This is a genomic window from Parasphingorhabdus sp. (genome assembly GCF_036568145.1).
Taxonomy (GTDB): domain Bacteria; phylum Pseudomonadota; class Alphaproteobacteria; order Sphingomonadales; family Sphingomonadaceae; genus Parasphingorhabdus.
Genome location: NZ_DATCTC010000039.1, coordinates 69,312 through 83,767 on the forward strand (window position 1 = coordinate 69,312; position 14,456 = coordinate 83,767).

Below are 14,456 nucleotides of genomic sequence, written 5' to 3' on the forward strand. Positions count from 1 at the left end.
GCTTAGCTGGCTGCGCTAAACCCATCGCCGATCCCGTTATTACGCATCGATTCTTTACTGTTCAGGAAATTCGTAATCCGGGTTAGTTCCCGCTCGACCTGAACGAAATAATCGGTGCGCCGGGCAGTGAAATCTCCTTCGGTGATGACTTCAAGCTTACCGCACATCTCGGCGAGTTTTTTGGCCCCGACATTATTGGCTCCGCTCTTGAAAGCATGGGCCTGGAAACGGAATGCCTCTACGTCGCAGTCGATGACTGATTTGTCAAAGGCGGCCAGAATATCGGACGTATCCTCCAGATAAGCGTTGATGACCGACTGGACAAAACTCTCGTCGCCGATGGATTTCAGATAGTCCAGTTGCTCTGTATCAATTGGGGGTTCGAGATCTTCATCCGGAGTAGTTCCAATGGCGCGGACGACGTTAAACGGATCTTGATAGCTTGATGGCTCTGCCTCACCGGGTTCGAGGATATTGCCTGTTTGCTGCGCGACCGTGTCCAGCAAAACGCCTGCTTCTATGGGCTTTGTAAGGCGCAGATCCATACCGGCATCAAGGCACTTTTTCATGGTTTCCTCGGTCGAATCAGCAGTCAGCCCTATGATCGGGATATGATGGCGCGGACCTTCGATCTGGCGCCATAATTTGCAACATTCTATGCCGCCAATATTGGGCATATTAACGTCAAGGAACACGACATCAAATGCCTGATTTTCAAGCTCATCCAATGCTTTCTCGCCGTCGGAAACAACAACTACGTGATGGCCAGCGTTGACGAGAATTGTTTCCAGAACCATCTGGTTTGTCCGGTTGTCATCGGCAACCAGAATATTGAGCGAAACCTCAGCCCGAATGATCTTGCCGGGCTTGTCGTCAGGATTCTTGCCGGTGCGGTTGAAAGAACAGCCAATTTGAACAACGCTGCGCACCGTATCAAAATCCGGGGATGCCGGTAATACCGATGCAAAAGCCGCACGCAGCTTTATCTCGTCCAGGCTTTTGCTATCATTTCTGGAAAGCAGGACAGGCGGCAGGTTGGCGTCGCGGAAACGATCCCACAAGCCGTCATCATCCTTATATTGTTCCGCTATTTCCTCATCCAGCAACGCCAGGTCATAAGAGGAAATCCGGTGATTTTTCAGGACTGATACAAGACAGTCTGTCTTTGTGCATTGGACATGGTCGATATGAACATCTCTGTCTTCGTCCGCTGATATGTCTGGCCCATCACTACCAGCGCCCAGAGATAATATCCTGTAGCTTTCTCGGCTTGCGGTATTTTCACTGTCTGCAATGATATCGACCGGGCAGACAAGGCTGAATGTGCTGCCTTCCCCGATGGCACTTTCCAAATCAATATCGCCGCCCACTTGGACAGCCAATTGCTTGCAAATAGCCAACCCCAGTCCGGTACCACCAAAATTGTCAAGGATGGTATCGTCGGCTTGCTGGAAAACACCAAATATTCTCTCATGCGCTTCTGCCGCTATTCCCGGTCCTGTATCGGTGACAGAACACCAGATATAGGGACTATCCGTATCATCGTTTATCCCGCATTTCAGAGTGATTGTGCCGGTTTCGGTAAATTTTATCGCATTGCTGGTCAGATTGATCAGAATATTGCGGATATAATCAAGCTGACCGGAAACACGCTGGTCGCTCAGCGCTTCGGCCTGAAGGTGGATACTCAAGCCTTTGTCTGCGGCTTCCAGTTGCATGATATCCCGAACATCGGACAGGACATCGACGATAGTGAACTCTTTCGGCTCCGGAAGTTCTTCCTGACTATCGGTACGGGCAAAGGTCAATAGCTGGTTGATCAGGTGAAGCAAATGTTGACCGGCGGAAACGCTGGTTCCTATCATTTTTCGCTGCTCTTCCGGCATCTTCGTGTCCAGCAGATGCGTACCGTAGCCGATAATAGCATTGAGCGGTGTTCGCAGTTCGTGGCTCACGCTGGCCAGGAAAAGGCTTTTTGCCTTGTTTGCGTCCTCGGCCTCTTTCGTGGCTTTGGATATTTTGACAATCAATTTTGAGCAATAGGCAGGAACGACGAGCAAACCGGTCAGCAGTCCCATGGATAGCGATAAATTTTCCTGCCAATAGGATACTGTATATACGATCCAGCCGAATGAGGCGGCTCCCAATATAGACGCAATGCCGAGCCATTTGATACCGAAGCGGAATCCATAGCCCAATATGATCCAGAGATATAAGGGATAGATGGCCGCAACAGCCCCGCCGCCTACGGTGAATAGATAAACTGCTGTCCCAAAATCGACTATCAGACCACCAATCCGCCTGGCGGCACTGGCTGTGGGTTTGAAGCAATAGGAAATCATGAGCATCAGGCTGCCCATCAAATGTAGCTTGAAGCCGAGCATGATGTCGGCATGGGCTTCAAGAAAATATGCTATGGGGAGCGCCATACTGATTAAAACCAGTCGGTTAACATTCATTTCACGTTCACGATTACGGACACGTTCGATTGTGTCAGCGCGCCGTGCGTGATGACTGTGCCGGTGAATGTTATGTCTGTGGTTATTGTCCGCCTGTTTGCTTTTATCCTTGGCGGGGCGCATGCGCTTCATGAACGACAGCATCGGTTATGCTTTTGCCGAACTGGCAACCTGATGCTGCTGTGCGGGGAATAGTTTGTGCAAATCCTGCGGGCGTTGCGGCCGGGCGATTATAAACCCTTGCATCTCGTCACAGCCAGAGGCTTGCAGCAATTCAAGCTGCGCGTCATTTTCAACGCCCTCAGCAATGACCCGCATATCCAGAGCATGCGCGAGATGCGAGATTGTACTAATAATCGCCCGATCAGCCGCTGAATGTTCAATCCGCGATATGAAAGTGCGATCAATTTTCAAGCAATTGGCCGGGAGATCACGAAGATATTGCAGTGAGGAATAGCCGGTGCCGAAATCATCAATTGAAATGCCAACACCTGAATCGCGCAACCGGAGCAAGGATTGACTGACATGGTCGCTATTGTTCAGGAGCAATTCTTCGGTAATCTCGACAACGATTTTCGAAGGACTGATCTGGTTCAACTTGATATTCTTTAGGACTTCCTCGCAGACATACTGGTTCTGGAACTGTCTGGGCGATATGTTGATCGCTACGCGCGGAAGGTCGATGCCTTCATCTGCCGATTGCCGGATTTGGCGGCAAACTTCGGCAATCACCCATTTGCCGAGTATGTCCATAATCCCGGTATCCTCTGCCACCCGGATGAATTGCAGAGGCAGCAAACGGCCACGAGTGGGGTGATCCCAGCGTATGAGCGCTTCCAGCCCCACATAATTCAGCGTCTTCGCATCAACAATCGGCTGATATTCCAGCATAAACTGGTTATTGTTTAACGCGTTACGCAGCTCGATTTCCAAGGCGGCATCTGCCTGGGCTATCTGGTTCATGCCCTCGGAGAAGAAGCGATGGCAATTGCGACCATTGGCTTTTGCATCGTACATGGCAAGGTCTGCAAGCCGCAGTAATTCTTCATAGTCATTGCCGTCAGAAGGGATCAGGCTGACGCCGATGCTGGCTCCGATAACCTGTGCCACCCCGCTGACCGAGTATGGCTCGTTGATCGCTTTCAATAATTTAGTGCAACGGGAATTGATATCATCCGGACCTTCGACTTTGCCGAAGATAATTGCAAATTCGTCGCCGCCGATACGCGCGGCAAAATCATTCGGCCCGATAATATCAAGCAAGCGCTCCGCGACCTCGCGGAGCAACGTATCGCCGCTGTGATGCCCGCGGGTATCATTTATAACCTTGAACCGGTCGAGGTCGAGCAGCAACAACGCCGCTTCGTGGCCTTCTTTTTTACACATGTGGATCGTGTTGCGGACTTTTTCAGCCAACAGCGCACGGTTGGGCAGGCCGGTCAGCATGTCGTGGAGGGCCAGATGGGTGCGATGTTCTTCGGCAAGTTTCCGGGCAGTAATATCAACGGCCGTTGTCAATACGCCTATCGTTTCCCCATTATGATTAAGTAGCGGCGATTTGTTACAATGGAAGATTAGCTCGACACCATCACTGGAGAATTTCTCTTCATAATGGGGGATCGGTTGTTGTGATTTCAGAACCAACTGGTCCCTGCGTTCGGAATTTTTCGCCAGATCGGGGCTGAGCAGGTCATTAAAAACACGGCCGACCATCTCGTCCGGAGTTTTGTTGAAAAGCGCCGATTGATAAGCATTGGTGAACAGACAAAGACCCGCACGATCGGTGGCATTGATCATGATCGGTATCGTGTCGATAATCTGTTCCAGCATGGATTTGTTCGCTGGCGCGCTGTTATCAGGATTATCCGGCGAGTCATGAAGCGAGGCATGTTTGCGCTCGATTTCCGAAGCCCGCTTTCTCAAATTATCGCTTTTCTGGCTTTTGGTCAGAAGCGACATCGCCCGACGGCAAAACTCTACATGCGACACAGGGCTTTGCAGAAAATCAGTTGCGCCGGCATCCAGCGCGGAAAGGCGGCATTCACGGTCTTGGTGCGCGGTAATCACAATGGCCGGAACATCGCCGCCTTTTGACATTTTGCGTACGGACTTGATGAACTCCGCCCCGTTCATTTTCGGCATCCGGTAATCCACAACGAGCAGCTCGGCACCGTTGTTTCGCAGCCATTCCAAGGCTTCTACAGGATCGGCAAATGTGACGGAGGAGTAATTCTCCCCCATCATACTGACAAACTGGGCATAAATCCGAAGATTTGTAGGCCGGTCATCGACAATGAGAACGCGCATGGTCATAGAGTCGCAATAGGTGGCGAAACTCAAAATAAGGTTAACGCGCCATTGTTATTGCTTAGTTTGATAATTTTTTTTGCTGTTCGGATTATGCGGCAAATTATATTGGCGCGCGATCAACCCATATTGGTTCCAATGTTGCTTGCCTCCTTTGACCGGATAAAGCAGCCGGACATTGAATGTAAACAAGAACAATGATGTTCATCGCTGAGGGTTGTTTTATGCTCGTTACTCTATAGAGGGGCGATGGTCGCAGGGGGAAGCTCGTGGAATTTACCTATACCGAGATTTTGGACATATTATCTGCCAAGCATAATATCATTAATAGCAAGATGACCGCTTTTCGTGGACGGTTGCAACATTTCCAGCGGCTCGGTTTTCCTTCGGGAGCGAATACCGGGAAGGGTAATGGAGTTGCCTATTCATGGCGCGAACTGTTCCTGATCGGACTGGCGTTGGATTGTTTGGAAATCGGTTCTACGCCGGATCGCAGCGTTACCGAGATCATTAAGTTCGAGGATGTTTTCCTGTCCGCGGTTGCAAGCGTTGCGTTAGGCCTGAAAGAGGAAGACGAGGCAGAATTTAAATGTTTCCTGATCGTGGAGCTATCCAACCTGATGTCCTTGAAAAAGGAGGGGGATTGGAGCCAGGTTGTAAATCTACTCTCACATCAGGATCTGATGCAAATTCTGTCCAGTGAAGGCGTGGACGCGCATCGCTCCCCTTATGCGTTAATTGACTTGCGCCAGTTTTTGGCAGCCATACTTAACGGCGTCTTTGCCTGCGTGATTGACTCTAAAAAAACGGTGGTTGGCGATTTGAAAGCATGGGCTAGTCAGCAAGTTTAGGGAGCAAGCCTGAAAACCAGCTTTCCGGTCCAAGAAACCCCGACCTACGATTCGGTGTCCAGACTTTTAAGCTTGGACAGCAGGCGGTCAAAGACTTCGGGGGTAAGGGGCTGAGTGAACTGGCATCCGTAATCTTTAAATCCTTCCCACCGTATAGTGGCGCTCAGCGATGGAATACCCGGCAAACGGATGAAAATGGGTTGCAGCGGGTCCAGATTGCGTTTGCTCGTCATTCTGAATCCGGAAGCCGAGATATTGGAAAGGGTGACACGGCATAATTTGTTGCCGGATTGCTGGATGAATATCTCGCTCTCCAGATCTTCCCTTGGGGATATTCTGTTCTCATTGGCAGGGGGCTCATTTTCGAGGTGACAGACATTGACTGCATTAATCATTTTGCGTTCCGATATTGTTTAGACAATGTCAGAATGGCATTTCGATAAATTTTTAAAGGGGGGCTACGCAGGGGCTTATTGATCTGTTGGTCGGGAAGAGAGGATTCGAACCTCCGGCCCCCTCGTCCCGAACGAGGTACTCTACCAGGCTGAGCTACTTCCCGAATGACACAATCTGCTGTGCATTGTTCGCCGTCAGTAAATGACTAATGCTGCCAGATCAAGCGTCTGCGAAGTAAATATTATCAGGCCCCACAATGATTGTCCGGTTGAGCATGGCAGAAGAGGCGTATAGCGTCACCTGCAATTGATATGGAGTAAAATGTGATTCCCGGCCCGCATTATGAACAACAATATCTCGACCTGATGCGCCATATCTGGACGCATGGTGATGAACGGGTGGACCGCACAGGCGTCGGGACAAGAGCGGTTTTCGGCGCGACGATGCGCTTTAATCTGGCGGACAATGCTATCCCGCTTTTGACAACCAAGCGGGTATTCTGGAAAACCGCGACCAGAGAGATGTTGTGGTTCCTGACCGGGGACACCAATATCCGGTCATTGGTTGAACAGAAAGTCCATATCTGGACCGATTGGCCATTGGAAAAATATCGTGCAGAAACCGGCGATAATATCGACCGGGATATGTTTGAGCAGCGGATCATAGAGGATGAAGCTTTCGCCAAACAATGGGGAGATTTGGGGCCAGTCTATGGCAAACAGTGGGTTGACTGGCCGCGCTATACGCCCGTAGGTGAAGGCCTATACCGGCGTGAAGACAAGGGTATTAACCAGATAGAATTGCTAATCGAAGGGCTGAAAAACAATCCCGGTTCGCGGCGTCACATATTCACAGGCTGGAACGTTGCCGAGCTGGACCAGATGGCTTTGCCACCCTGTCACAAGACATACCAGTTTTACGTTGCGAACGGAAAATTGTCTGCGATTTTATATCAGCGCAGCTGCGACCTTGGTCTGGGTTTTGCGTTTAATGTCTATTCGGCGGCGCTGCTGATCTACATGATTGCGCAGCAGTGCGATCTGGAACCCGGTGAACTGATATGGAATGGCGGCGATGTACACCTTTATCTCAACCATGCCGAGCTAGTGGAAGAGCAACTGTCACGTCAGCCTTCGGGAGCGCCAAAATTCAAAATATTACGCAAGCCAGAATCCATTTTTGACTATGAAATTACAGATTTCGAGGTGCTGGATTATTCACCGCAACCCCACATTTCTGCGCCTGTAGCGGTGTGAACTTTACTCCTGTAATTTAATTTCACAGCGGAGATGTAAATTCATAATAACATGTGATACTAATATTGATCTTAGTGAGTCGTAGTGGTTTTCAAGAAGAGTAGTGCTGATTAGTTCAACCAACTCTTAGGGGAGAGCTACAATGTCATTTCACATCTTCAATCGTTCATTATTTGTCACAGTTTCCTCGGCGGCCTGTATTGCCGGGCTGTCGTTGCCTGCCCATGCACAAACAGGTCCGGTTATGGCTGAAAATGCCCCGCATATTGTTGTGCGTGAGGATATTACTTTGAACGATCCCCCTCCGGTTGGAGCGCTGGATAACATAGTCGATGTGACGGGCATTGGGCAGATGGCCACGCGACCGGATCAAAATACGACCGGGATAGGACTTTGTACCGGAAGTTTGATTAACCCCAGAACGGTAATATTTGCCGCCCACTGCGTGAATGACCAGCCAGCCGAAAGCTATGGCTTTGATTCCGGAGGAACCGCGATCAGCTTTGGTTTTAGCGCTGATAACCTGCCGGGTATTCGCAGGTGGGTAGGTCTTGATGGCGGTATAGCCAATGCTACTGATGTCGATTTCAATATCTATAATGTCGAACAAGTCTGGTATGATGAACGGTCTTTGCCAACCGGTTTTCTGGAAGGTGATGTCGCTCTTGCTACGCTCGATACCCATGCCGGGGATATTCCGACCTGGACTGTGCATTTTTCTCCTCTGACCGAAGAGACGCATGGAATTATAAACGGTTATGGCGCCCGCGGGCAGGGCGCGGATGGTGCCAATCTGGGCATCGATTTTCGCCGCCGTATTGCCGAGAACATGATTTCGTCGCTTAGTTCGTTGAATGATCGGAACAACTTCCTGTTTGGACCAGATGATTACGGCTTGCCGCAAAGCCTGTATAATACGGATTTCGATAGCCCGGATGGTGAAGCGGTTTTTGATCCCGAGAACGGGCGGTTCGATTTCGACCTTTATGATGGCGCAGCATTGCCAAGAGAAGGAACCACTGCGGGTGGGGATTCGGGTGGACCGCTTATTGCTGACGAAGCGTTCGATATACCGGTAATTCTTGCCGTTCTGTCAGGAGGGTCAAGGTTTTTCGGTAGCCAAGATGACCCTGAGCCGGACAAGACCTTTCAGCCATTTTCTTCTTACGGAACTCAAAGCTTTTACCAGCCACTATTCCTATTCTGGGATCAAATTGTGGCCAATAACAGCTATGTCTATGCCTCTGCGTTAATCGGCAATGGCGACTGGACTGATCCGGATCACTGGGTTCAGGATATGGATCCCAGCTATTCCATTTCCGTGGATGGCGAACTGGTGAATGCCTTGCCGGGATTTGAGGCTCCGGGTGTGTCAGGTGATACGCCCAAATTCGGCAATCTCTGCTTTTTGGATGACTGTATTGACCTTTCAACCCAAAGCGTGGCTTTGCCGGATAGCGGTCCCAACAGTATATTTATAGAAGGCGGGCCGGGTAGCCGCAATTTTGTTCCGGACAACGTTGTCGCCGATCCATCTAATGGCATTCGTGCACGATATTATGAAGTGACTCTCAACAGAATTGGCAAAACCCGTCTGAGCGATGACGTGACTATTGATCGTTTGAATGTCGACGGACTTGCTAGTCTGGATGTAAAGTCATCGGGTTCGCTGAAAGTTTGGGGTGATTATACGCAAACTGGCGGCTGGGTTAATGTAAACGGCTTGCTGACAACGGGTGAGGCCTTTCTTGGCAACGGGATATTGTCAGGTTCCGGTTTGTTTGATCCGACATATTTGACCTCTGTTCACGGGATTATCGCGCCGGGAGGATTGGCTCATGAAGGATCATTCACTATCGCAGGTGATGTTATTTTATCATCTGGATCATTGACATATTTTGATGTCAGCCGCCGCGGCAGCGATGTGCTCTCCGTGATATCGGACGATGATAATGCCGGGATCATTTCCCTGGGCGGCACAGCAGCCGTGCTCAATGCTTTGGGACGTAATAGCGCGCGCTATGGCCAGTCGTTCGAGATAATTACAGCGGAAGGTGGCGTCGAGAATAAATTCGATGATGTGGTCGGCCGTATCGGCGTCCTTTATCCTGAGCTAAAATATAAACCCAATTCCGTGATCGCCAAGATGAGGGCGATCCGCTTTTCCGACTTTTTCCGCTCGCGTGGCATTACCAACCCGTTCACATTGGCCTTCGGTTTGGCTTTGGATGGAGCAAGGGGGAATCATTATAATGCCCTTGGCAACGTCTATGGGTTGATCGATGTAATGGAGGCCGGTGAATTAAATGCGACCTTCCAGAGCCTGTCGGCATCGCAAGTTGGCCGGACAACAACTTTAGACGAAAAACAAAGCACGGCAATGCGGACATTGGTTTCCGATCGTTTGTCATTATTGGGTACATATCAGGGCAGTGCCGGTAAAATCAGCATCATAGGCGCGCCAGAGGTTTTTAATAGCGGACTGCATCTGACCGGAAGTTCGGCTTCGCAGATGAGTTTTGCCAAAAACTATCAATCTTCCAATTGGGGTGCTGTCCGGTTACCGGAAAATATGAGCGGCTTTATGTCTGCCGGCTTTGACCGGTCATCGCTGGCATTTTCGGAAAATAATAACGGGACAGAACAAGGTAGCTGGCATATCGCCATGGGTCTGGAATATGGCCTGGATGATCGCACGACTTTGGGTAGTGCCTTCGGCTATGCTGATGGCATTCAGGAAGTCAGCGGGAATATTGCCAAAGTCAAAACGAACCAGGCGTCTGTTTATGGCAATTACCGACTGGATGGTAATTTCTACATCGGCGGACAGGCATCAATGTCTTATTCCCGGATCGACTCCGATAACCGGATCACCCTGAGCAATCTGAATACAAATTCTTTGTCTTTCGCGACGGAGATTGAGGCCGGATATAATATAGATCTTGATGGTTTGATGCTTACACCAAGGGCCAGCATCAGCTATTCATCCTATAGTGTTAATGGCTTCCGTGACAGTGCAGGCGGCATGGAGAGCCTGGCTATGGCGGTGGAGGACATTAACCGCTCGGGTATCGATGTCAGAATGGGCTTGAAAATTTCCGGTAACACAAAGCTGGGCTTCGCATCTGGATGGACTTTCCAGCCGAATATGAAACTGGATTATGTGAACCGGGTTTCAGGGAACGATACGAACTTCCTCGTGCGGTTCCTGGATGCTGAAAACTTGCCATTCGTGCTGCCTATCGGGTTGCAAGATGCCTCTTATGGGGAAGTAAAGGGCGGCTTTAACTTCAGCAACGGGCCGTTAACCATTGGCGCAGCAGTTGAAACACGACTGGGGCAGCAGATATACCGCGATGATCGGGCAGTGGTGAATATGGCGGTTCGCTTCTGATTGGTAATGTCTCTCAATTATTGTAAAAGAGGGGGCAGGTGTCTGTCCCCCTTTTTTTATCGGGAGTCATAGGGCAGGTATATTGACCTTTTTGGAAAGGTGTAATAATATAACAGAATGTTGAAATAAATTGTGCGTGATGATAATGCGCTAATACAGGAGATTTCGGATGGCTACCATTGATAGAAAGTCCAATTTACCGCCGTTATCCTTGCATGTTCCCGAACCAAAATACCGTCCCGGTGATACGGTCGATTTCAGCGATCTGGATGTTCCCAAGGCTGGCGAACAGCCAAGGCCCGATATGAATAGCGATCCGGCGTCCATGCGCGATATGGTCTATGACATGATCCGGGTACTGGATGATGATTATAAAGCCGTAGGCCCTTGGGACCCGAAGCTGTCGGACGACACGTTGTTGACGATGTTAAAGACCATGGCGCAGGTTCGGGCCTTTGACGACCGGCTCCACCGGATGCAGCGTCAGGGAAAGACCAGCTTTTACATGAAATGCACAGGTGAAGAGGCGACCTCGGTCGCCGCCGCTATGGCTCTACACAGCGATGATATGTGCTTTCCGAGCTATCGTCAGCAAGGCATATTGTTTGTCCGCGGCTATCCGATGGTGGATATGATTAACCAGATTTTCTCTAATCGCGAGGACAAGCTTAAGGGTCGCCAACTGCCGATCATGTATTGTTCGCGCGAGCATAGTTTCTTTTCCATATCCGGTAATCTGGCTACCCAATATCCCCAGGCTGTTGGCTGGGCGATGGCGAGTGCATCAAAAGGCGATACGCGCATTGCCGCGACTTGGTGCGGTGAAGGTTCTACCGCAGAGGGCGACTTCCACAGCGCGATGACCTTTGCGACTGTTTATAATGCGCCGGTCATTATGAATATAGTGAACAATCAATGGGCGATTTCTTCCTTTTCCGGCTTTGCAGGCGGTGAGCGGACAACATTTGCCGCGCGTGCAGTTGGATATGGCATTGCGGGATTGCGTGTGGACGGTAACGACCCCCTCGCAGTCTATGCGGCAACTCAGTGGGCTGCCGAGCGGGCACGCACAAATAATGGTCCGACGTTGATCGAGCATTTCACCTATCGTGCAGAAGCGCACAGCACGTCCGATGATCCAAAAGCCTATCGCAGCGCGCAAGAACGCGAAGAATGGCCGCTGGGTGATCCGATTACACGGTTGATGAACCATCTGATCCAACGTGGTGTGTGGAGCGAGGAACAACAAAAGCAATTGGACAAAGAATGTATCGAGGCCGTGAAGGCCGCGACCAAGGAAGCCGAGAAAAACGGCATATTGGGCCACGGCCTGCACCAGCCCTTTGAAACCATGTTCCAGGATGTGTTTGAGGAGATCCCTTGGCATCTGAAAGAACAGAGTGATCAGGCAAATAGAGAACGGGAAATCAAATGGCCGTCATGAACATGATAGAAGCCATTAACAGTGGCCTTGATATTATGATGACCCGTGATGACAATGTCGTCGTTCTGGGTGAAGATGTCGGTTATTTCGGCGGAGTATTCCGTGCGACAGCTGACCTTCAGGAAAAACACGGCAAAACGCGGTGTTTCGATACCCCGATCAGCGAATGCGGGATTATCGGCGTCGCCGTTGGCATGGCTGCATATGGTATGCGGCCGGTGCCGGAGATACAGTTTGCCGATTATATCTATCCGGGGCTGGATCAACTCGTTTCGGAAGCTGCCCGCCTGCGCTATCGGTCGGCAGCCGAGTTCACCAGTGCGATTACCGTTCGCTCCCCCTTTGGCGGCGGCATATTTGGCGGACAGACGCATAGCCAGTCCCCGGAAAGTATGTTCACGCATGTTTCCGGTTTGAAGACGGTCATTCCATCGACGCCTTATGATGCAAAGGGCCTATTGATTGCCGCGATAGAAGATAATGACCCGGTTATGTTCTTCGAACCCAAGCGGATATATAATGGCCCGTTTAGCGGCTATTATGACAAGCCGGCGGAGCCGTGGTCGAAGTTTGAGGCTTCGAATGTCCCGGATGATTATTACAAGATACCGATTGGCAAAGCGAATATCGTGCGGGCTGGTGAAACGGTGACGGTTCTGGCTTATGGCACGATGGTTCATGTGGCCAAAGCGGTGGTAGAGGCAAATGGCGTGGATGCAGAGGTGATTGATCTGCGCACGCTGGTCCCACTGGATATCGAGACGATTGAAGAATCGGTCAGGAAAACGGGCCGCTGCCTGATCATTCACGAGGCAACACGTACCAGCGGGTTTGGCGCAGAGTTGTCGGCTCTGGTACAGGAGCGCTGTTTCTATCATCTGGAGGCTCCTATCGAGCGTGTGACGGGCTTTGACACGCCTTATCCGCATTCGTTGGAATGGGCTTATTTTCCGGGGCCGATCCGTATCGGAGAGGCTTTGAACAAGATAGTCGGAGATCTGACATCATGAGCATTTACACTTTTACACTCCCGGATATTGGCGAAGGTATCGCGGAAGCGGAGATTGTCGCTTGGCATGTTAAGGTTGGCGATCAGGTAGAGGAAGATGACCGGATCGCGGACATGATGACCGACAAGGCAACGGTCGAGATGGAAGCGCCGGTATCGGGCAAGATCGTAGCCGTCGCGGGTGAGGAAGGTGACATTATCGCCATCGGCTCCATGCTGGTTCAAATCGAGCATGAGGGTGCAGAAGGCGAACCGGATGCGGAAGAAGTAGAGGCCAAGCCTGTTCCTATCGACACCAAAGATGATGGAGTGCCGTCAATTGAACCGGTTGATAATGAAGAAGAAATTATAGAACAGGAGAGTCCAGCACCCGCATCGGAAAGTGACGTCAAGGCACCAGTCTCTGCGCCGTCAGCTAAGGTACTGGCAAGCCCCGCCGTGCGTAAACGAGCGCGTGATCTTGGCGTTGACCTGAGTCTGGTTAAAGCCCAGGGCGATCATATCCGTCACAGCGATCTTGATGCTTACTTAAACTACGGCAGCGGGCAGGGCTATCGTCCCGCCGGTACATCACGGACGCGTGAGGACGAGACGATCAAGGTCATTGGTATGCGCCGCAAGATCGCCCAGAATATGGCGGAATCCAAACGCCATATTCCGCACTTTTCCTATGTCGATGAAATTGACATGACGGCGCTGGAAGACATGCGGGCGGATTTGAATGCCAATCGCGGCGACCGGCCAAAGCTGACCATGTTGCCGCTGATGATCGTGGCGATCTGCAGGGCTTTACCCGAATATCCGATGCTCAATGCCACTTATGATGACGAGGCTGGCATTGTAACGCGGCGCGGGGCGGTGCATCTTGGCATGGCTACCCAGACGGATCAGGGATTGATGGTTCCTGTTATACGGGATGCCCAGGACAAGAATGTCTGGCAATTGGCTGATGAAATAGGCCGCCTCTCGGCTGCTGCCCGTGATGGTAGAGCGAAGCCCGAAGAGTTGACCGGTTCCACGCTGACTTTGACGTCGCTGGGCCCGTTGGGCGGTATTGCGACGACACCGGTGATCCAGCGTCCGCAAGTTGCCATTATCGGCCCCAACAAGATTGTCGAGCGTCCTGTGATTATTGACGGGGAGATTGAGGCACGCAAGCTTATGAACCTGTCCATTTCATGCGACCATAGGGTAGTGGACGGTTATGATGCCGCCAGTTATGTGCAAGTGCTCAAGCATTTGCTGGAAACGCCTGTTTTGTTGTTTGCTGACTGATAGTTTTGAGTCCGGCGAATCAATCCGGACTACATCCCGGTTCAGTGTAAGCAATCAGTCCGCCC

At 50.9% G+C, this 14,456-nt stretch carries 9 protein-coding genes and 1 tRNA gene; 6 read left to right on the forward strand and 4 right to left on the reverse strand.

Annotated features, from left to right (window positions below):
- Positions 1 to 2 precede the first annotated feature (2 nt).
- Together VIN76_RS15585 and VIN76_RS15590 are read right to left on the reverse strand one after the other, a co-directional pair.
- Positions 3 to 2,591 (reverse strand): response regulator, encoded by a 2,589-nt coding sequence (locus VIN76_RS15585; protein WP_332042792.1) that lies wholly within the window; start codon positions 2,589 to 2,591, stop codon positions 3 to 5.
- A gap of 15 nt (positions 2,592 to 2,606) precedes the next feature.
- The gene (locus VIN76_RS15590) at positions 2,607 to 4,772 is read right to left on the reverse strand and encodes a GGDEF/EAL domain-containing response regulator (protein WP_332042793.1); all 2,166 of its coding nucleotides are present in this window, start codon (positions 4,770 to 4,772) and stop codon (positions 2,607 to 2,609) included.
- A 263-nt stretch (positions 4,773 to 5,035) separates the two neighbouring features.
- On the opposite strand from VIN76_RS15590, the gene VIN76_RS15595 reads away from it, so the two are divergent.
- The gene (locus VIN76_RS15595) at positions 5,036 to 5,617 is read left to right on the forward strand and encodes a hypothetical protein (RefSeq protein WP_332042794.1); all 582 of its coding nucleotides are present in this window, start codon (positions 5,036 to 5,038) and stop codon (positions 5,615 to 5,617) included.
- A 44-nt stretch (positions 5,618 to 5,661) separates the two neighbouring features.
- On the opposite strand, the gene VIN76_RS15600 is transcribed toward VIN76_RS15595, so the two are convergent.
- Positions 5,662 to 6,012, reverse strand: a complete 351-nt coding sequence (locus VIN76_RS15600) for a PilZ domain-containing protein (protein WP_332042795.1) — start codon at positions 6,010 to 6,012, stop codon at positions 5,662 to 5,664.
- Between the two features lie 87 nt (positions 6,013 to 6,099).
- Positions 6,100 to 6,176: transfer RNA gene (locus tag VIN76_RS15605), tRNA-Pro, on the reverse strand.
- Between the two features lie 163 nt (positions 6,177 to 6,339).
- On the opposite strand from VIN76_RS15605, the gene VIN76_RS15610 reads away from it, so the two are divergent.
- The 5 genes from VIN76_RS15610 to VIN76_RS15630 all read left to right on the forward strand — a co-directional run bounded on the left by VIN76_RS15610 (position 6,340) and on the right by VIN76_RS15630 (position 14,391).
- A complete protein-coding gene (locus tag VIN76_RS15610; RefSeq protein ID WP_332042907.1) occupies positions 6,340 to 7,269 on the forward strand; it encodes a thymidylate synthase in 930 nt (309 codons plus the stop codon).
- Positions 7,270 to 7,411: 142 nt separating this feature from the next.
- A complete protein-coding gene (locus VIN76_RS15615) occupies positions 7,412 to 10,663 on the forward strand; it encodes an autotransporter domain-containing protein (protein WP_332042796.1) in 3,252 nt (1,083 codons plus the stop codon).
- A gap of 169 nt (positions 10,664 to 10,832) precedes the next feature.
- A complete protein-coding gene (locus tag VIN76_RS15620; protein ID WP_332042797.1) occupies positions 10,833 to 12,107 on the forward strand; it encodes a 3-methyl-2-oxobutanoate dehydrogenase (2-methylpropanoyl-transferring) subunit alpha in 1,275 nt (424 codons plus the stop codon).
- Positions 12,104 to 13,117, forward strand: a complete 1,014-nt coding sequence (locus VIN76_RS15625) for an alpha-ketoacid dehydrogenase subunit beta (RefSeq protein ID WP_332042908.1) — start codon at positions 12,104 to 12,106, stop codon at positions 13,115 to 13,117. The genes VIN76_RS15620 and VIN76_RS15625 overlap by 4 nt, the downstream gene beginning before the upstream one ends.
- A complete protein-coding gene (locus VIN76_RS15630) occupies positions 13,114 to 14,391 on the forward strand; it encodes a dihydrolipoamide acetyltransferase family protein (RefSeq protein WP_332042798.1) in 1,278 nt (425 codons plus the stop codon). The genes VIN76_RS15625 and VIN76_RS15630 overlap by 4 nt, the downstream gene beginning before the upstream one ends.
- The last annotated feature ends 65 nt before the right edge of the window (positions 14,392 to 14,456 follow it).

What these genes read in the sequence shown, in the direction of transcription:
- VIN76_RS15585 (WP_332042792.1), bottom strand. Translation starts at nt 2,591, where the DNA reads ATGAAGCGCATGCGCCCCGCCAAGGATAAAAGCAAACAGGCGGACAAT.
- VIN76_RS15625 (WP_332042908.1), top strand. Translation starts at nt 12,104, where the DNA reads ATGAACATGATAGAAGCCATTAACAGTGGCCTTGATATTATGATGACC.
- VIN76_RS15630 (WP_332042798.1), top strand. Translation starts at nt 13,114, where the DNA reads ATGAGCATTTACACTTTTACACTCCCGGATATTGGCGAAGGTATCGCG.
- VIN76_RS15600 (WP_332042795.1), bottom strand. Translation starts at nt 6,012, where the DNA reads ATGATTAATGCAGTCAATGTCTGTCACCTCGAAAATGAGCCCCCTGCC.
- VIN76_RS15620 (WP_332042797.1), top strand. Translation starts at nt 10,833, where the DNA reads ATGGCTACCATTGATAGAAAGTCCAATTTACCGCCGTTATCCTTGCAT.
- VIN76_RS15590 (WP_332042793.1), bottom strand. Translation starts at nt 4,772, where the DNA reads ATGACCATGCGCGTTCTCATTGTCGATGACCGGCCTACAAATCTTCGG.
- VIN76_RS15615 (WP_332042796.1), top strand. Translation starts at nt 7,412, where the DNA reads ATGTCATTTCACATCTTCAATCGTTCATTATTTGTCACAGTTTCCTCG.